17 protein-coding genes are annotated in these 16,563 nt (G+C 66.9%); 7 read left to right on the forward strand and 10 right to left on the reverse strand.

What is annotated here, in order from left to right; translation table 11 throughout:
• Positions 1 to 2 precede the first annotated feature (2 nt).
• Positions 3 to 233, reverse strand: a complete 231-nt coding sequence (locus tag VMT40_RS29570; RefSeq protein ID WP_326312455.1) for a DUF397 domain-containing protein — start codon at positions 231 to 233, stop codon at positions 3 to 5.
• A 417-nt stretch (positions 234 to 650) separates the two neighbouring features.
• On the opposite strand from VMT40_RS29570, the gene VMT40_RS29575 reads away from it, so the two are divergent.
• Both VMT40_RS29575 and VMT40_RS29580 read left to right on the forward strand, forming a co-directional pair.
• Positions 651 to 824 (forward strand): hypothetical protein, encoded by a 174-nt coding sequence (locus VMT40_RS29575; RefSeq protein ID WP_326362265.1) that lies wholly within the window; start codon positions 651 to 653, stop codon positions 822 to 824.
• A gap of 147 nt (positions 825 to 971) precedes the next feature.
• Positions 972 to 1,265 (forward strand): hypothetical protein, encoded by a 294-nt coding sequence (locus tag VMT40_RS29580; RefSeq protein WP_326312452.1) that lies wholly within the window; start codon positions 972 to 974, stop codon positions 1,263 to 1,265.
• Between the two features lie 75 nt (positions 1,266 to 1,340).
• On the opposite strand, the gene VMT40_RS29585 is transcribed toward VMT40_RS29580, so the two are convergent.
• Entirely contained in the window at positions 1,341 to 2,123 is a 783-nt protein-coding gene (locus VMT40_RS29585; RefSeq protein ID WP_326362266.1) for a GntR family transcriptional regulator, read from the reverse strand.
• A 173-nt stretch (positions 2,124 to 2,296) separates the two neighbouring features.
• On the opposite strand from VMT40_RS29585, the gene VMT40_RS29590 reads away from it, so the two are divergent.
• The gene (locus tag VMT40_RS29590) at positions 2,297 to 4,303 is read left to right on the forward strand and encodes an APC family permease (RefSeq protein ID WP_326362268.1); all 2,007 of its coding nucleotides are present in this window, start codon (positions 2,297 to 2,299) and stop codon (positions 4,301 to 4,303) included.
• Between the two features lie 79 nt (positions 4,304 to 4,382).
• Here VMT40_RS29590 and VMT40_RS29595 read toward each other — a convergent pair whose 3' ends face one another.
• Positions 4,383 to 4,745, reverse strand: a complete 363-nt coding sequence (locus tag VMT40_RS29595; RefSeq protein WP_326362269.1) for a winged helix-turn-helix transcriptional regulator — start codon at positions 4,743 to 4,745, stop codon at positions 4,383 to 4,385.
• Between the two features lie 58 nt (positions 4,746 to 4,803).
• Between VMT40_RS29595 and VMT40_RS29600 the strand changes: the two genes are divergently transcribed.
• From VMT40_RS29600 to VMT40_RS29610, 3 genes are all read left to right on the forward strand, one after another.
• Positions 4,804 to 5,577, forward strand: a complete 774-nt coding sequence (locus VMT40_RS29600) for an SDR family oxidoreductase (protein WP_326362270.1) — start codon at positions 4,804 to 4,806, stop codon at positions 5,575 to 5,577.
• A 207-nt stretch (positions 5,578 to 5,784) separates the two neighbouring features.
• Positions 5,785 to 6,426, forward strand: a complete 642-nt coding sequence (locus VMT40_RS29605; RefSeq protein WP_326362271.1) for a LysE family translocator — start codon at positions 5,785 to 5,787, stop codon at positions 6,424 to 6,426.
• A gap of 143 nt (positions 6,427 to 6,569) precedes the next feature.
• Entirely contained in the window at positions 6,570 to 6,917 is a 348-nt protein-coding gene (locus VMT40_RS29610) for a hypothetical protein (RefSeq protein ID WP_326362272.1), read from the forward strand.
• Between the two features lie 4 nt (positions 6,918 to 6,921).
• On the opposite strand, the gene VMT40_RS29615 is transcribed toward VMT40_RS29610, so the two are convergent.
• Together VMT40_RS29615 and VMT40_RS29620 are read right to left on the reverse strand one after the other, a co-directional pair.
• Positions 6,922 to 8,247, reverse strand: coding sequence for an oxygenase MpaB family protein (locus tag VMT40_RS29615; RefSeq protein WP_326362273.1), 1,326 nt, complete (start codon positions 8,245 to 8,247; stop codon positions 6,922 to 6,924).
• 4 nt (positions 8,248 to 8,251) lie between these two features.
• A complete protein-coding gene (locus tag VMT40_RS29620; RefSeq protein ID WP_326362274.1) occupies positions 8,252 to 9,271 on the reverse strand; it encodes an oxygenase MpaB family protein in 1,020 nt (339 codons plus the stop codon).
• Positions 9,272 to 9,336: 65 nt separating this feature from the next.
• On the opposite strand from VMT40_RS29620, the gene VMT40_RS29625 reads away from it, so the two are divergent.
• Positions 9,337 to 9,996 carry a TetR/AcrR family transcriptional regulator gene (locus tag VMT40_RS29625; RefSeq protein ID WP_326362276.1) on the forward strand — a complete coding sequence of 220 codons (660 nt, stop codon included), beginning with the start codon at positions 9,337 to 9,339 and terminating at the stop codon, positions 9,994 to 9,996.
• 152 nt (positions 9,997 to 10,148) lie between these two features.
• Here VMT40_RS29625 and hpnE read toward each other — a convergent pair whose 3' ends face one another.
• The 5 genes from hpnE to ligD all read right to left on the reverse strand — a co-directional run bounded on the left by hpnE (position 10,149) and on the right by ligD (position 16,391).
• Positions 10,149 to 11,537, reverse strand: a complete 1,389-nt coding sequence (gene hpnE / locus VMT40_RS29630; protein WP_326362277.1) for a hydroxysqualene dehydroxylase HpnE — start codon at positions 11,535 to 11,537, stop codon at positions 10,149 to 10,151.
• Between the two features lie 87 nt (positions 11,538 to 11,624).
• Positions 11,625 to 13,157, reverse strand: coding sequence for an LCP family protein (locus VMT40_RS29635; protein WP_326362792.1), 1,533 nt, complete (start codon positions 13,155 to 13,157; stop codon positions 11,625 to 11,627).
• Between the two features lie 176 nt (positions 13,158 to 13,333).
• Complete coding sequence (locus VMT40_RS29640; protein ID WP_326362278.1) at positions 13,334 to 14,752, reverse strand: amino acid permease; 1,419 nt, start codon at positions 14,750 to 14,752, stop codon at positions 13,334 to 13,336.
• Between the two features lie 182 nt (positions 14,753 to 14,934).
• A complete protein-coding gene (locus VMT40_RS29645; RefSeq protein ID WP_326362279.1) occupies positions 14,935 to 15,420 on the reverse strand; it encodes a pyridoxamine 5'-phosphate oxidase family protein in 486 nt (161 codons plus the stop codon).
• The gene (gene ligD / locus VMT40_RS29650) at positions 15,420 to 16,391 is read right to left on the reverse strand and encodes a non-homologous end-joining DNA ligase (RefSeq protein WP_326362281.1); all 972 of its coding nucleotides are present in this window, start codon (positions 16,389 to 16,391) and stop codon (positions 15,420 to 15,422) included. Before ligD ends, VMT40_RS29645 begins: the two co-directional genes overlap by 1 nt.
• Positions 16,392 to 16,563 lie beyond the last annotated feature (172 nt).

Consider the following 16,563-nt stretch of genomic DNA (forward strand, 5'->3'; position numbering starts at 1 on the left):
GCTCAGCGCGCGAGGTCGTCGAATTCTCCGCTCTTCGCGCCGCGCAGGAAGGCATCGATCTCCGGCCGCGTGTAGACGATCAGCGAGCCCTCCGGGTCCCGCGAGTTGCGCACCGCCACCTGCCCGTCGGCGAGGGGGGCCAGCTCCACGCAGTTTCCGCTGGGATTGCTGAACGTGCTCTTGCGCCACAACAGATTAGAGCGATCGAAAGGGATTGCCGCGATGTCCGTCATTTCCGACTCCTTGCCAGTACCGCCCGCAGACGGTGGTCCCAGTACTTGCAAATGTTCGATCAGGTGTACTTACAGTTGCAACCGCAAGCACGACGATAGCACGCAGATTGCCCGCTATCGATGGCTCGGAGCTGGCACATCCTTTGCAACGCAACACATTTGATCTTGGAAGACGCAAACGCCAAGCGAAGTTGCGAAGGTTTCCAGACAATTCCGGCCCGTCGGTCCTCTTCGCCCGATTGGCCCCGAACCATCGGCCCGATAAGTCACGTGACGGCGAAATGTCCTATTCGACACCAGCAATCGGCCGTCCGACACCGTATGCGAGCGTGCAGATGTACTTGCATCTGCACGAGCCGGAACCCTAAACTCGGTGCACCATCCACCCCCATCGGCCAGAGGCATCCAATGACACAGATGCTCGTCCGTTCCACCGAGACCGCGGCAGACAGCGGCGACTGCGCCGTCGAGCCGCGCTCGCTCACCTATCGCCAGGCCCGCAGCATCCTTCGCGCCCACGATCAGCACTTCGCCTGCCGCCAGTATCTGGCCGCGGTGGCGTATCTGTCGGCGGACAACGACGTGGACTGACAGGCGCGTCGAGCGCAAGGTTGCGTTCGCGTGCCGCGCGTAAGGAGTCTTGCGCGACGCCCCCACGGGGCCCCAAGCCTCTTGCGCGCCAAGCGGTGTGGCGGGTACTCCGGATGGAGAAGAGCCGACACGTGGAAGAGCGCCGAGATGATTCTTACTGCCACCCACGAACTGCTGACACAGATTCAGCACGCGCAGGTTTTCAACCCGACACCGGAGACGCCCCCGGTCGCCGACAAACTACTCCGGCTGGTCCGCTATTTCACCTGGTTCGTCCTGCTCTCGGGGATCCTGGCCATCACCTACGCCGGTGGCCGCTTTGCCTGGGAGAAGTGGAGCGGCGGACCGGTGCAGGCGCCGAAGCAGGTGGCGGGCGCGCTCATCGGCGGGATCGTCGCGACCAGCGCGGGGACCATCATGAACGCGGTGATCGGGTCGTGAATTTCTGTCCAGAGGGGTTGTCTGAGACGAAACCGACCCGTCTGATTTGAACTGGTCGGGCAGCCTTCGAACTGGTCAGGCGGTCGCCGCGTGCCCGGCCACCTCGTCGGCCTCCCCATCGGCCGCGCCCACCAATTCCTCGAAGCGCGCCACCACCTTTCGGTGGTACATGCCGAACAGATCCTCGAACAGCGCCAACTGCGCCTGACTCGGACCGCCGTCGGATTCCCAGACCGCGACCAGCGCCCGCCACACCAGCACGTGCAGATCGGGCGAGACCGCGAAGTACGCCTCCACCGCCTCCGGCACCTCGAGGACCATCTCGCCGATGGAGTTGAGCACCGCGCGCTGCACCGAGTGGCCGAGCGCGGTCAACAGTCGGCGCAGCAGCCCGAGTTCGATGGCGAGCATCCGACGCGGATCCGGTTCCGCGCTGCGCGCGAGGGTTTCCAGCTCGTCGATCGCGTCCTTGAATTCGGCCGGGTCGAGGGTGCGCTCGCTGCCGGTGTAGGCCAGCAGGGCCTCGAGCGCGATGCCGCGCTCCTCCTCGACGATATGGCCGAACATCTCCGCGGCGAGTTCCGGATCCGGCATGGACAGCCGGAACAGCCGCCGGTACACATCCACCCCGCCCTCGGCACGCACATCACGGATGACGAAGCCCTTGCCGCGGTAGGCGTCCACGAAGCCGTAGGACTCCAGTCGACCCAGAATCAATTGCGCCGTCGCGCGATTGAGGTCGAATTCGTCGGCGACCTGGCGGACGGACGGCATCAGACCACCGGGCTCGTACTCCCCGGATGCCACGCGGCGCGCCAATTCATCGGCCACGTCGGCGACGACCGTCCGGTCTCCCATCGTGTCACCTCTCCACAAATCTTGTTCACGTCCCAGACAGTCTAGGTGGTTGTTGGGTCAACCGCACAAGTCTTCGAAGGCGCAAGAAGAAGCGCAGAACCTTTTGGCATCTTTACGAAATCCATACGGCATGGGGTTCGGATTCATACGGATTTCGCACCTAGGCTCCGAGCGTGGTTTCACCGATCGACGTAGCCAAACGCCTCGTTCTGGGACGCCCGTTTCGCAGCGATCGGCTCGGCGAGACATTGCTGCCCAAACGGCTGGCGCTGCCCATTTTCGCCAGTGACCCCTTGTCGTCGGTGGCGTACGCGACGCAGGAGATCCTGCTCATCCTCACCCTGGGCGGGCTGGCGTACCTGCATTTGACGCCGATCGTGGCGGGCGGGGTCGTGGTGCTGCTGGCCGTGGTGGCGCTGTCGTATCGGCAGGTGGTACAGGCGTATCCGTCCGGGGGCGGGTCCTACGAGGTGGTCGCGGAGAATCTCGGGGCGCTGCCCGGGCTGGTGGTGGCCGCGGCACTGCTGGTCGACTACGTCATGACCGTGGCGGTCTCGGTCGCGGCGGGCGTGGACAACATCATTTCCGCGGTGCCGGATCTGAATCCGTATCGGGTGGCCATCAATATCGGATTCATCGTGTTCCTGACCGCCATGAATCTGCGCGGGGTGCGGGAATCGGGGCGGGCGTTCGCGATTCCGACCTACGGGTTCATTCTCGGAGTGTTCGTGCTCATCGCGGTCGGGCTGGGGCAGACGCTGCTCGGGCATACGCCGGTCGCCGAGAGCGCGCATTACGAGATTCACGCCGAACAGGTCGGGCTGTCGACGGCGGGCGTGGCCTTTCTGCTGCTGCGGGCCTTCTCGTCCGGTTGTACCGCGCTGACCGGTGCGGAGGCGATCTCCAACGGGGTGCCCGCGTTCCGGAAGCCGAAAGCGCTCAATGCCGCCCGCACCATGACGGCCATGGGTGTCATCGCCATCGCCATGTTCTCCGGGGTGACGGCGCTGGCCATGATCACCAAGACCCGGGTGGTCGAGAACGCCTGCGACCTCATCGGATTCGAGGGCAACTGCCAGACCGACGCGCAGAAGACCGTCATCGCCCAGATCTCGGCGGCGGTGTTCGGCGGGCACAGCATCGCCTTCTACTACCTGATGGTGACCACGGCGCTGATCCTCATCCTGGCCGCCAACACCGCCTACAACGGGTTCCCGCTGTTGAATTCGATTCTCGCGCAGCGTCGGTACATGCCCCGGCAGCTGCACACGCGCGGCGACCGGCTGGCCTTCTCCAACGGCATCATCCTGCTGGCGGCGGTGGCCGGATCGCTCATCTACGCGTTCAATGGCTCCACCACGCGGTTGATTCAGCTCTACATCCTGGGCGTGTTCACCTCGTTCACGCTGTGCCAGACGGGCATGGTGCGGCATTGGAATCTGGAGCTGCGCAGGGCCGAGGGAACCAAGGATCGGCTGCGGATTCACCGGGCGCGCTTCATCAATGCCTTCGGCGCGTGTTTCACCGGGGTGGTGCTGGTGGTCGTCATGATCACCAAGTTCACCCACGGCGCGTACCTGGTGGTCATCGCCATTCCGATTCTGGTGGCGATCATGTGGCTGATCCACCGGCACTACTCGTCGGTGCGCAGCGAATTGGCCATCGACCCGGACGATTTGGAGACGCTGCCGGGGCGGGTGCATGCGCTGGTGCTGGTCTCGGGCTGGCACAAGGCAACCCAGCGGGCGCTGCAGTTCGCGCGTGCTACCCGGCCGGACACGCTGACCGCGGTGACGGTGAACGTGGACGACGCCGATACCCGCGAGCTCGCCCGCGACTGGGAGCGGTACCACATCGAGATTCCGCTCAAGGTCATCGAATCGCCGTACCGCGAGATCACCCGGCCGGTGCTGGAAGAGATCAAGCGCCAACGCAAGTCACGGCCGCGCGACGTGGTGAGCGTCTTCATCCCCGAGTACGTGGTCGGACGCTGGTGGGAAAACCTGCTGCACAACCAGAGTTCACTTCGCCTGAAGGCGCGATTGCTGTTCGAGCCCGGCGTCATGGTGACCAGCGTGCCCTGGCAGCTCCATTCCTCCCGCAGCCGCGACACCTTGCGCATCGAACACACCGCGGGCGAGGTCCGCCGCGGCATCACCGGCTCCGGCGACGCGGCCTGAATCCGCCTCCAACGCACCGGCCTACGCGGAGAGCGACGGCGGTTCGGCCTCGTCATCTACCGACAGCGCGCCGCGACCGTCAGGAGACCTCGTCGGTGTCGGCGGCGTGTGCGAAGTTGGGTGCCCAGCGTTCGGACCAATTCCAGACCGGTTGCAGGGCTTCGGCCAATTGTCTTCCGGCGGTGGTCAATTCGTAGGACTTGTCGGGCTTCTTTTCCAGCACCGCGGCCTCGGACAGGCGTTGGAGGCGCACCGAGAGCATGCTCGAGGAGCAATTGCCCATGCGGCGGCGCAGTTCCAGGAAGCCGAGCGGGCCGGGTTCGAGTTCCCAGATGATACGGAGCATCCAGCGCTGACCGAGCAGGTCCATGGCGGCGAGCAGGGGTGTGGCCGAGGCATCGGCGCGGCTGTTCGCGGGCGGGGGCTGGCTTGCGCTTCTCATTTCGAACCACCATAGTGATTCTAAATCAGAAGCACTCGATCGGGCCGGAGGTAGCGGTATGGCAGTGGTGGGAGACAGCGGCGAGCCAGGCTGGCAGCGGCGAATCGTGCTGATCACCGGCGCATCCCGGGGCATCGGCGCGGAAACCGCGCGGTTGCTGGCGGCGCGCGGCGACCATGTGGTGATCAACTACCGGGAGAAGCGCAAACGCGCGGAAACCGTGGCCGCGGAGATCATCGCGACGGGTGGCAGTGCCTCGGTCGCGGGTGCGGACATCTCCGACCCGGACAGTGCGCGCGGCCTCATCGAGTCGGTGATCGCCGAGTTCGGGCGGCTGGATGTGCTGGTGCTCAATGCCTCCGGCGGGCTCGAACGCGACGCCGCGCCGGATTACGCCATGCTGCTCAATCGCGACGCCCAGACCCGGCTGGCCCGGCTGGCCCTGCCGCATCTCCCGGTCGGCGGGCACCTGGTGTTCGTCACCAGCCACCAGGCCCACTTCTCCCCCACCCGTGAGGTCCCGCCCGGCTACGAGACCATCGCCGCGAGCAAGCGCGCGGGCGAGGACGCGCTGCGCGCCATGACCGACGAATTCGCCACCCGCGGAATCGGTTTCACCGTCGTTTCCGGCGACATGATCGACGGCACCATTATCGTCCGCCTCCTCGAACGCCGCGATCCGGACGCCGTCACCGCCCGCCGCGACCACGGCGACCTACCCACCGTCGAGGAATTCGCCACCGCCGTCGCCGACGCCACCACCTCCACCGAACCTCTCGGCCACACGATCTATGTCGGCGGAGTGGACTACGTCGCTGCGGCCCAAGCCTGATTCTCGCCCTGGGCCACGGCCGCAATGAGCGCGAGAGGTCGGAGAGTGAACGGGCCCGCGCCACCGAGTCGCCTAGGTGCTTCGGGGCTGCCCCCTACCCGCGGCCGCACGGCGTGTCATGGGGACGCGCGGATTAGGGGTGCGAAGTTGGGGGGCGGGGGGAATTTCGCTGGGCAGGGTGGTTGGGGGCGTGACAGCATCGGCGGTATGCCGCATTGGATTGAGGTTTTGCCCGCGTTCACGCTCGCGTGCCTGGTGTTGGCCGCGATTCCGGGTCCTGCCACCGCGCTGTTCCTACAGCGTGCGGTGCGGGATGGGCGGGCGGCCGGGTTGGCGGCGGTGGCGGGGAATGAGATCGGGGTGTTCGGGTGGACCTTGGCGGGCGGGGCGGGGCTGTCGGCGCTGCTGGTCGCCAATCGGATTCTCGATATCGGCATTCATGTGCTGGGCGCATTCGTGTTGATCTGGTTGGGAATTCAAGCCTGGCGTGGGGCGCGCGGTGAGGACGCCTTCGGTGCGGCGCTCACCTCCGCGCTGCCGGGCGGTCGCACCCCGGCCGCCGCGTTCCGGGCCTCCCTGGTCTCCATTGCCGCCAACCCCAAGGCGGCGGTGTTCGGGCTCACGATCCTGCCGCAATTCCTACCCGGAAGCGGCCCGGTGCTACCGACGGTCCTGATCCTGGCCGCGATCCAACTGGTCATCGACACGGCCTGGTGTGTGGGCGTGGTGCTGGCCGCGGATCGCGCCGGTGAGTGGCTGCGCCGCACCGGAATTCGCCGCCGCATCGAGCGAGCACTGGCCGCCGTTCTGGTCGGCCTCGGTATCGGGCTCGCCGCCGACGCCGCCTGATCTCCCGAGCTGGCGGCCGACGACTCCCCCGCCGACGCGCCCGACCAGGTGCTTCGTTCGGCGTGGCGAGGGGTTGGGGCGGGGACGATCATGGTGATATCGGTCGGTTCGGCGGGTATGCCCCAAACGAGGAGGTGTGGCACATGGTGAACGACGTCGAGAAGCGGTGGAACGATCCGTCGATGTTGCGGCACGCCACTCGGTATGTGCTGGCCGTGCTCGGGGCAGCCGTGATCGGTGGGGTCGCCGTCGTCGTGTGGGCGTCCTCGCGGCCGCGGTGCCTGGATGCCGCGATGCTGTGCGACGCCACCTCCCGGGTGATGGTGGGGCTGGTGCCCGGTGGGATTCTGCTCGTCGGTGGAATCACCGCGCTGGTGATCGCGTTTCGGGCGTGGCGGGATGGTCGGGCCTGGCCGATCTGGCAGGGCGTGGGCTGGTTCCTGTTCACGCTGATGGTCGTGTACTTGAGCATTGTCGCCACGCAGGGGTGAGCGCTCAGATCGGGCAGGCGGACGTGTCGTGGTGGTCGAAAGGCGTGCCGCGAATGCCGACCCGGGCTGCCAGATACCGGGCCACGCGGGTGTTGCGGTCCCACATCGGGTCGATATGGCGGGCACGCCGGGTCATGCGGGAGCGGGCACCGGGGAGGTGGTCGTCGAGGGCGCGGACGCGGACCTCGGTATTCGCGGCCAGGCCGACCAGTCGGGCGAATGGGCGTAGAGGCACCGAGCGCAGGGGCGTGTCGGCCGTGAGAGTCCGGACCAGCGGCTCACTGCTGTAGTAGGCGAGGGCACCCAAGAGCGGTGCGGTGGCGGCTATTTGGAGTCGTCCTGCCAGCGTGGTGTCGGTGAACCGGCGGGTGGCGGCACCGGCCATGTTCGCGGTCCACTGCGGGGCCACGCCCGCGGTCGCGACCATGTAATCGGCCTGTTCCATGCCTTCGGCCGCCGAATGCGGGATGAGTTCCTCGGCCACACCGAAAACGTAGGCGATATAGGACCAGTAGTGCATGACGGCGTCGAGTTGCCGTGTGGTGCAACGGCGTCCGTGCACATGGTCGAAGCAGATCGGCGAGATGCCGAAGGTGACGGCCGCGCCCATGGTCGTCGCATTGGAGATGGGGTTGCCATGCTGAGCGAAATGCTCATCGCCCCAGGTACGCCGCAGCATGGCACGGACCTGAGCGTGCATGAGCCGAACGCGGATGGTGTCGTGGAAGATCGGGTTGCTCCGCTCCAGCGCCCGGGGTGCGGTGACACTGCGGAACCAGACCGAGGATTCGAGGCCGCGCCGGTAGGGATCCTTGACGAATCGCCCCGTCTGCCCCACGGCGGAGGCGACTTCCGCGCCGACGAATGTTCCCATGAAGTCTTGCACGCCCATGGCCATTTTCCCGGCGAGGGACACGTTGATCCAGAGTTGACGACCGTATTCCCACAGGTCCGGGTCGTACCAGTCCGGCGGATTGTCCAGGCGGGCGAAGAGATTCACCAGTTCGGGCAGCGGATCGTCGAGGCTGTCGATGCCGTGCGCGAGGGCCTGATTCAGCATGCGGCGGCCGCCCGCGGAACCGAGTCGACCGAAGGCGGCGACCAGGGCGTCCATCGGCTCGTCGCCCTGCCAGAGATGGTCGGCCATGAGTCGCGTGCGCGGGGTGTCGACCGGCTCGCGGCGGACGTCGATCCACGGTCCCAGCATGGCTTTTCGCGGTTCGAACCACAGGTCCGAGGGCACGGCGCGGGGCGGTGGCGGGCGCAGCGGCAAGCCGGGACGGTAGTAGTAATCGTAGGGGTGCGTGCCGGTTTCGAGTCCGTGGGTCATGGCGTCAAAAACCTGTCAGCTGGCGGAATCTGGTGATCGAGTCGGTGCCGCGGTCGGCGTGGACCGGGCAGTAGTGCTTGCCCTCGGCGCGGTGTTCGGGCGCGGGCCACAGCATTTCGGGTGCTTCGGGTGGGGCCAGCCGGGCCGGGCGTTTACCGGCGACGCGACGGCGGGCGGCGTGAATGCGCGGGAAGAAGTATTTGAGAGCGTCCGGCGTGACCGCGTTCATGGCCGACAAGGTGCGGCAGAGGCGCTCGAAGCGGCGCTGGTCGCGGGCGGACCAGGGAAAACCCATGGTGGCGCGGATTTCCGGATCGCACAGGCCGATGGTGACGAATTTGTAGAAGTGCGCACCGGCGGGGCGAAGCAGGTACTCCCACAATGGTTCGGGCAGCCTGCGCACGATCGGGAACGGCGGCACCGGGACCGTGTCGACCTGGCGGAAGACATCCCACGCCGCCTTGGTGGGTTCCAGGATGTCGCGGCACATGGTGCGCCAATACACCTGGAACTCCGGCCAACTCGTCGGCACCACCCGCATGCTCATGCCGTATAGCTCGTACCACTGATAATGCTCGCGCCAGAGTTGTTCGCGCTCGACCTCGCTCAGACCACCCATGAACAGGTCGGCGGCGCGCAGGTTCTGCACGAAGAACACCGCGTGCGCCCAGTAGAAGGTGCCGGGGTCGAGCGCGTGATACCGGCGGCCCCGCCCGTCGACGCCCTTGATATCGCGGTGATATCCGACGATCTCGCGCGCGGTCCGTTCGGCGCGATCACCGTCGAACACCACGCCGTAGATGGGATACAGCGACCGCAGAATCCGCTGATAGAACTCGTCCTGGATCTCGGAATGGAATTCCACGCCCGCACCCAGCCCCGGATGCATGTTCTGCACCATGCCGACGAACAGGGCGCTGGGCAGGAAGTACAGCGAGCCGAAGGTCTTCCAGGTCAACGACTCCGGCCCGAGCGGCACCGGTTCGCGGCGGGGATAGCGCGCCATTGCGCTGTGTGACACCATGTCTCCACGCTGACACGAATAAATGCTCGCATTCAATTCGCATTCCGAATCTCCCCCGAAACGCCATGACATCGAAACGCCGCACCCCGAAAACACCCGCGACACCCGCGCGCCGGACCCCGCAGCAGGATCGCTCGCGCGCCATGGTGGCTCGGATCGTGGACGCCGGACAGCAGGTGCTGATCACCCACGGATATGACGGGGCCTCCACCAATCGCATTGCCGCGGCGGCGAATATCAGCCCCGGCTCGCTGTACCAGTACTTCCCGAACAAGGACGCGGTGGTGGCCGCGGTGATCGAGCGCTACACCCGCGAGGTGGCCGATCGAGTCCGCGCGCGAGTGCTGTCGAATCTCGGCAAGCCGCCGGAAGTATCTGTGCCGGAAACCATCTCGTACCTGCTGGACGCCCTCGGCAACGACCGTGAACTACTGCGCGCCGTGGTCGAGCAAACACCTCGACTCGCCGCCGACGGCCCGGTCGTGGCCTTCGAACAACAAATCGGCGAGCTGTCCCGAGTCGCCCTCTCGATGGGCCACTACCCGATCCCCGACGACATCGACACCGACGCCGCCGCCTGGATGCTGGTCCGCGCGGTAGAACACCTCACCATCCGCTACCTCCTCGACGCCCCACCCATCCCCCGCGACCGCTTCCTCGCCGACCTCAACCGCCTGATCCTCAACTTCTTCCGCGACCCACGACCGCGAGCCGAACGCGAGTAACCAGACCGAACGGTCAATCGCGGGGCGGTAGAGGGCCGATCACGCGTCCCGATCTCACATACGGTCGCTCCCCGGCCGGGCCGCGCCGCGGTCACCCGATCGCAAGTCGCTGGTCGGCGGACGGTCGCCACGGGTCGCGGGTTCGCGGAAGGTCAACCGCGGGTTGTGGAGTCGGCGGTGGGGTGAGGGGCGGGGAGGGCCAGGAGGAGGTCTACGGCGCGGGCGGCGCTTTGGGCGGCGCTATCCATGGTGGCCGACCAGTCGGTTCGGGTCCAATCTCCGGCCAGGACGAGGGTGGGGATGGAGGTTCGCTGGCTCGGGCGCAGGCCCTCGGTGCCGACCACCTGGGAGAAGGTCGCTCGCGGCATCGGGACCACCTGCGCGTGGAGGACTTTCGCTTCGCGGGCGGCCGGGTAGTACCGGCGCAGTAATGCCATCTGTTCGTCGACCACCTCGTGGTGTGGTTTGTGGATCTGCTCGTACGCGCCGCTGGTGGTCAGGCAGTACAGCCAGCCGTTGAGGGTGCCGCGGCCGTGCATGCGTTGGCGGTCGAAGACCTCGTCGATGACGCCCGCGCCGCCGATGAGTGCCTCCATGGCGGCGTGCGTGCCGAGGGGGCGATCCAGGTAGAGGTTGGTGCTGACGATCGGGGTGTAGCCGAGTTTGTCGGCGGCGGAATAGATCTCGTCGTGCTCGGGGAGCTCGTCGAGCAGGCCGCCGATGGAGGAGTTGGGTACCGCGCAGACGATCGCGTCGGCCGGTTCGACATCGCCGTCGGCTAGCACCACACCGGTGACCGCGCCGTCCTCGATGCGGATGCGCCGGGCCACCGCGCGATATTTCACCTCGACGCCGTGCCGGTCGAAGACGCGCTGTGCCCCGGAGATGAACAGCGTGTCCAGATCCGTGGTCGGATAGCCGATCGTCACCGGCCTGAAATGCTTGACGCCCAGCCGGATTCCCGTGGCCATGACATCGGCGAACACCTTGGCCGACTCCTGTCGCACCGGTTCGGCGGCGATGCCGAGTGCCAGCCAATCCCACAGCGCCTCGCGCGCGGTGTCGGGCATGCCGACCCGGCGCAGCCATTGGTCGGTGGTGAGGTCGGCGAGGTCGCCCGGCTGGCGCAGGCACTGCCAGCCCAGACGCAGGGTGGCGGTGGCCGCGCGCAGGCGGTCGCCGACGCCCGCGTCCGGATGCGCGCCGAACAGCGCCCGCACGGCGGGAAACCCCTTGGTGCCCATGGTGACCGCGCGCCCGCCCGGCCAGCGCAGCACCCCGCGCTGCGGGAAGGCCACATACTGCCGGGTCCCGACGCTGTTCAAATACCGGAACAAATGGTCGTATCCACTGGCGATCACATGCTGCCCGTTGTCCGGCACGTCCCGCAGCGAGGGCACGTCCAGCGCATGCGTCCGCCCGCCCAGCCGCCCGCGCCGCTCCAGCAGCGTGACCCGCTTCCCGGCCTCGGCCAGCCAGACCGCGGACGCCAGGCCCGCCAATCCCCCGCCGATCACCACATACCGTCGCGGATCATCCATCGCGCACTCCCTCGAGCCGAACAGCGTTGAGCGCCTGGGTCACCTAGCAAGCTACGCCGCGGCGCGGTATCGCAGACGCGAATTCCGTTACCTCACACAGGGAATGCCGCCGGTGTCCATTTGCGAGAGGTCGGTGGCGGCCGGGGCGTTGGTTCCGGAGGCGGTGGCCGAGACGGGTGCGGGTGGGGTGGTCGAGGTGGTGGGCGTCGTGCTGCGGGTGGCCGACGTGCTCGGATCGGCTTGGTCGGCCACGAGATTGGCGATCGTTCCGGTCTTGGCGTCGGCACCGAGGGTCAGTTGGATGGTCTGTTCCTCCACCGCGGGCGAGGCGACAGCGGTGAGGCCGAGTTGGGCCGCCAGGGCAGTGGCGGCGGCTTCCGCGCCGGTGCCGTAGGCGAGGGTCGTGGTGTCGCGGGCACTGCCGGTGGCGGCGGTGCCGCGGGTGAATCCGCGAGCGACCAGTACTTCCTGCACCCTGGCCGCCAGGCCGGTCTGGCCGGAACTGTTGACCACATTGAGCACGACACCGGCGGCGGGAATGGCCGTCGTGGTGGTGGGTGCCGGGCTGGTGGTCGTGGCGGCCGAGGTGTCACCGGGCGAGAGCAGGTTCTTCACGATCCCCCGAATCTCGTCGGTATCAACGATATTGATCGATTCTCCGGCATCGTCGGTCCCGAAGTCCTTGACCGGCAAGGTGTACAGCGAGACCCCGTCATTGAACAGCGCGGATGCTCGCTGCGCGAACGACAGCGGGTCCAGGCTCTTGTCGATGGCGGTGTTCTGCTTGGCGATGTCGAGCAGATTGCGCAGCTTGCTCGGGCTGCTGAGGGTTCCGCTGTCCTGCAGTTGCCGCAGCAGCGACACGATGAACGCCTGCTGCCGCCGGGTCCGATCGAGGTCGGTGAACAGCGGCTGGTCCGGGTCGCGTCGCTGCCGCACGAAGGCCATGGCCTGCGAGGCGTCGATCTGCTGCTTGCCCTTCTTGAAATTGGCCCCGGAGTAACTGTCGGAGGTGTCCTCATTGAGGCACACGGTAATCGGCTGCACCGCCTGCGCGATCTGGAAGAACGCGGCCAGTGTCACCTCGACGAAATGGTCGACCGGCACATTGCCCAAAAACTTGCTGACCGTATTGCTCTCGGCCAACCGCCCCGCATCCCGCGAGCGCTGATCCAACTCCAGCGCATCCTTCACCCCCGCCGCCTGCAACTTGTCCTTGGCCCGCGCATACGCGAACCCGTACGCCTGCTTGATCTTCCCCTTGCACGGCGAGCTCGCACACGCCGCCGGATCGAGCGTCACGTAATCATCGCGCGGAATAGAAATAGCGGTCGACTTCGACCCATCCCCCGGAATGTGCACCAGGATCAGCACATTCGAATTGAACCCACCCTCGCTGTCATCCCCCGCGTGCAGCGCGTCATACATCTCCTGCGGCAACGGATTCCCATGCTCATCCAGCCGACTGTCCAACCCCATGATCAAAATGTTCTGCGTCTTCCCCGAAGACTTGGGCCCCTCCGGACTAACCCCCGACACCGTCAACCCATTCAACTCCCGGTGATACTGCCGCCAAGCCACCCCCGTCCCCACCAACACCCCCACCGCCACCAACACCATCACCGCCCGCCCCGCCACCAGCGCCCGCCGCCCCCGCGAAGGACCGCGGGGGCGACGGACGGTGGGTGGGCGGGCTCTGGATCTGGTCGGTTCCGGGCGCAGCGGCACCGTTTCCGGGTCGAACGCGCCCGAATGTCTACCCCGACGATCGCGAGCGTGCGTCATGCCTTCCGAGACTAGCGCGTCCCGGGGGCAGCCGTTTCCGCGTGCTTGCGGGAGAGCAGGGGGTATCCGGCGCAGACCAGGATGCCCCAGACGACGCCTACCACGAGGGCGCTGCGGCCGTCTTCGGTGAAGAAGAGCAGGACTACGACCAGGGCCAGGAAGGCCAGGGCGAGGACCGTGGTGTAGGGGGCACCCGGGAGGCGGTAGTCGCTGGCGGGCAACGTTCCTCGGTTGACGCGGAGGCGGTAGAGGAGGTGGCAGACGAGGATCATGCCCCAGACGAAGATGATGCCCATGGTGGAGACCGAGGTGATGTAGCCGAAGGCCTTGTCGGGGGAGAAGTAGTTGACCGCTACTCCGATGACCATGACCGCGGCGGAGACGGCGATGCCCGCGGCGGGGACCGAGCGGGGGCTCAGGGAGCCGAGCGCGGCGGGGGCCTCTTCGCGTTGGGAGAGGCTGCGGAGCATGCGGCCGGTGGAGTAGATACCGGAGTTGCAGGAGGACAGGGCGGCGGTCAGCAGGACGAAGTTGATGATGCCCGCCGCGCCGGGGATGCCGATCTGTTCGAAGACCTCCACGAACGGGCTGCGGCCCGCGTGGAAGGTGCGCCAGCTCGACACCGACATGATGACGATGAGCGCGCCGATGTAGAACAGGCCGATGCGGAACGGCAGGGTGTTGATGGCCTTGCGCAGGGTGCGCTTCGGGTCGCGCGCCTCACCGGCGGTGACGCCCACCAATTCCACACCGACATAGGCGAACACGACGATCTGCAGCGCCAGCATCGCCTGCCCGACCCCGTTGGGGAAGACGCCGCCGTCGTTCCACAGGTTGGTCACGGTCGGGTTGGTGGCGTGGCCGAAGTGGAAGACGAGCACGCCGAGGCCGATCACGATCATGGCCAGGATGGCGGTCACCTTGATGGCGGAGAACCAGAATTCGCCCTCGCCGAACAGCCGCACCGACACCAGATTCGCGATGAACATGATGCCGAGCACCACCAGCGCGGTCACCCACTGCGGGATGTCGAACCAGTACTGCACGTACTTGCCCGCGACGGTGATCTCGGCCATGCAGGTGGCCACCCAGACCGCCCAATACGTCCACCCGGTGGCGAAGCCCGCGAAGCGGCCCAGGAACTCGTTCGCGTATTCGGCGAAGCTGCCGGTGACCGGGCGATAGGTGAGCAGTTCGCCCAGTGCCCGCATGATCACGAAGATGGCCAGGCCCGCGGCCAGATAGCAGAGGATGAGTGCCGGTCCGGCCTTTTCGATCGCGCCGCCCGCGCCGTAGAACAGGCCGGTGCCGATCGCGCCGCCGATGGCGATCATCTGAATCGTGCGCGGCGACAGGCCGCGCGAGTATCCCTCGTCCTGGGTGGGTGCGGCTCCGGTGTCCGGTAGCTGCTGCCTTTCTGAGGCTGTCAAATGCGGTTCCTCTCACGTGCGTGCGGCCGGAACTCGCCGTTGGTGAGGGAGCACCCGGCCGCACCGAGCTAGCCGACGGATTGCCGTGCTCGGTCCAACGGCGTGTCACGCTACCGGAGCGGTATCGCGTGTCACAGTCACCCGCGCGCGTGGCGGGACCCCGAACCTATTACGGCAGCGCCTCAGCCTGCTTCGTCGATCAATTCCAGACCGGTGACGACCTCGGCCTCGATGCGAATCACATGGTCCATCGGCAGATTGATCCACGGGTCGAGCAGCGTCTCGTAACGCTGCACCTGTTCCGGATCCATGACCACCCGCGCCACCCCGGTGACGATGACGCTCCAGCCCTGCCGGGTGTGCTCGTCGAAGGAGTCGGCCTCGTAGGCCACCACCTGGCCGTCACCCCGCAACAGGCTTGCGCCCAGGTGCGCACGCACCACCACAACGTCCTCTTCGACAATGTGGTTGACGGGCCTGATGATCGGAAGTCCGCGGCGCGAGTACACAATTCGACCGTATTGCGCGCTGGCCAGCCGTTTCAGTGAATCGGCAGCCGAGAGCTCGCGCAGCCTTCGTGCCCCAACGCCGCCCATTCCTCCGATTGTGGTCCAAAGTTGAAGAATTCGCCAATTGCCTTGTCGCATCTCATGGTTCACTCCCAGCATCAGCGCCGCGGCGGCACCTCGACCAGGGCGGGCGGCTTGTCGGTGCGCAGCCCCTTCCAGCTGGGCATGCGCAGTCGCTCGCCGGAGAATTCGCGGTATTCGACGTCGCCGACCAGGATCGGATCCACCCAGTGCCAGCCGCCCGCACCGGCTTCCGGTGGGGGCCGCTCGAAAGGGCTTGCGGAGACGGTGATCTCGTCCAGGACGCCGCGCAGGACACGCCGGGCCGCCTGCGTGAATCCGGTTCCGACATTGCCGATGTAGACCAGTTGCCCGGTTTCGTCGTGCGCGCCCATCACCAGCGATCCGAAGGTCGCGCCGAACGCACCGGCCCCGGGCGTCCAACCCGCCACCACGACTTCGGTGTTCTGCCGCAGCGGCGTCTTGATCCAGGCCGGTGAGCGCCGCCCAGGCAGATACACCGAATCGGTCCGCTTCGAGACGATCCCCTCGATCCGATGCTCGCGCGCCACCTCCAGCAATGCGCTCGCATCCACATCGATCCAATACGGCGGCATCGAAATCGGCGGCGGCAGCGCCACTTCCGCGAGTCGCGCGCGTCGCTCGAGATAGGTCTCCCCCATCACATCGACCCCGTCCACCCGCAGCAGATCGAAGACGAAGAACCGCACCGGCACCTCGGCCACCAACTGCTCCCCCGGCCGCGCCACATGCATCCGCCGCTGCAACAGCCCGAACGACGGCGCACCGTCGCGATCCGCCGCGATGATCTCCCCATCCAGAATCAGAGATCCCTTGCCGGACAGCCCCTTCAGCGCCCCCACGACCTCCGGATACGCCGCACTCACGTCATTCCCATTGCGGCTGAGCAGAGTGCACGCCCCCGCCTCGCACACCGCGATGATCCGCACCCCGTCCCATTTCATCTCCACCGCCCACCCCGGCCCGTCCGGCGGCGCGCCCCCGGTCGCCAGCATGGGCGACGGGCCACGGCGCACGGGCGCGGCCACCGACGGCTACCCGAGCCGACAATCCGGCAATAGGGACATAAGGCAAAGTTTGCTAGCAGATTGCGACAGCATCGCCCGCGGCACGCCGAGGACTGCCGGGGTCGTTATGGATTCCCGATGGCGGGACCTCGACAGAGGTCCCCGCCATCCCCGCATCACACCCCTCGGGCTC

Origin of the sequence: Nocardia sp. CDC160 (assembly GCF_035818795.1) — a bacterium.
Classification (GTDB): Bacteria; Actinomycetota; Actinomycetes; order Mycobacteriales; family Mycobacteriaceae; genus Nocardia.

Bases quoted from the DNA above. Each gene is read 5' to 3' on its own strand.
- VMT40_RS29570 (WP_326312455.1), bottom strand. From the start codon at position 233: ATGACGGACATCGCGGCAATCCCTTTCGATCGCTCTAATCTGTTGTGG.
- VMT40_RS29575 (WP_326362265.1), top strand. From the start codon at position 651: ATGCTCGTCCGTTCCACCGAGACCGCGGCAGACAGCGGCGACTGCGCC.
- VMT40_RS29580 (WP_326312452.1), top strand. From the start codon at position 972: ATGATTCTTACTGCCACCCACGAACTGCTGACACAGATTCAGCACGCG.
- VMT40_RS29585 (WP_326362266.1), bottom strand. From the start codon at position 2,123: ATGGGAGACCGGACGGTCGTCGCCGACGTGGCCGATGAATTGGCGCGC.
- VMT40_RS29595 (WP_326362269.1), bottom strand. From the start codon at position 4,745: ATGAGAAGCGCAAGCCAGCCCCCGCCCGCGAACAGCCGCGCCGATGCC.
- VMT40_RS29600 (WP_326362270.1), top strand. From the start codon at position 4,804: ATGGCAGTGGTGGGAGACAGCGGCGAGCCAGGCTGGCAGCGGCGAATC.
- VMT40_RS29605 (WP_326362271.1), top strand. From the start codon at position 5,785: ATGCCGCATTGGATTGAGGTTTTGCCCGCGTTCACGCTCGCGTGCCTG.
- VMT40_RS29610 (WP_326362272.1), top strand. From the start codon at position 6,570: ATGGTGAACGACGTCGAGAAGCGGTGGAACGATCCGTCGATGTTGCGG.
- VMT40_RS29615 (WP_326362273.1), bottom strand. From the start codon at position 8,247: ATGACCCACGGACTCGAAACCGGCACGCACCCCTACGATTACTACTAC.
- VMT40_RS29620 (WP_326362274.1), bottom strand. From the start codon at position 9,271: ATGGTGTCACACAGCGCAATGGCGCGCTATCCCCGCCGCGAACCGGTG.
- VMT40_RS29625 (WP_326362276.1), top strand. From the start codon at position 9,337: ATGACATCGAAACGCCGCACCCCGAAAACACCCGCGACACCCGCGCGC.
- hpnE (WP_326362277.1), bottom strand. From the start codon at position 11,537: ATGGATGATCCGCGACGGTATGTGGTGATCGGCGGGGGATTGGCGGGC.
- VMT40_RS29635 (WP_326362792.1), bottom strand. From the start codon at position 13,157: ATGGTGTTGGTGGCGGTGGGGGTGTTGGTGGGGACGGGGGTGGCTTGG.
- VMT40_RS29645 (WP_326362279.1), bottom strand. From the start codon at position 15,420: ATGCTGGGAGTGAACCATGAGATGCGACAAGGCAATTGGCGAATTCTT.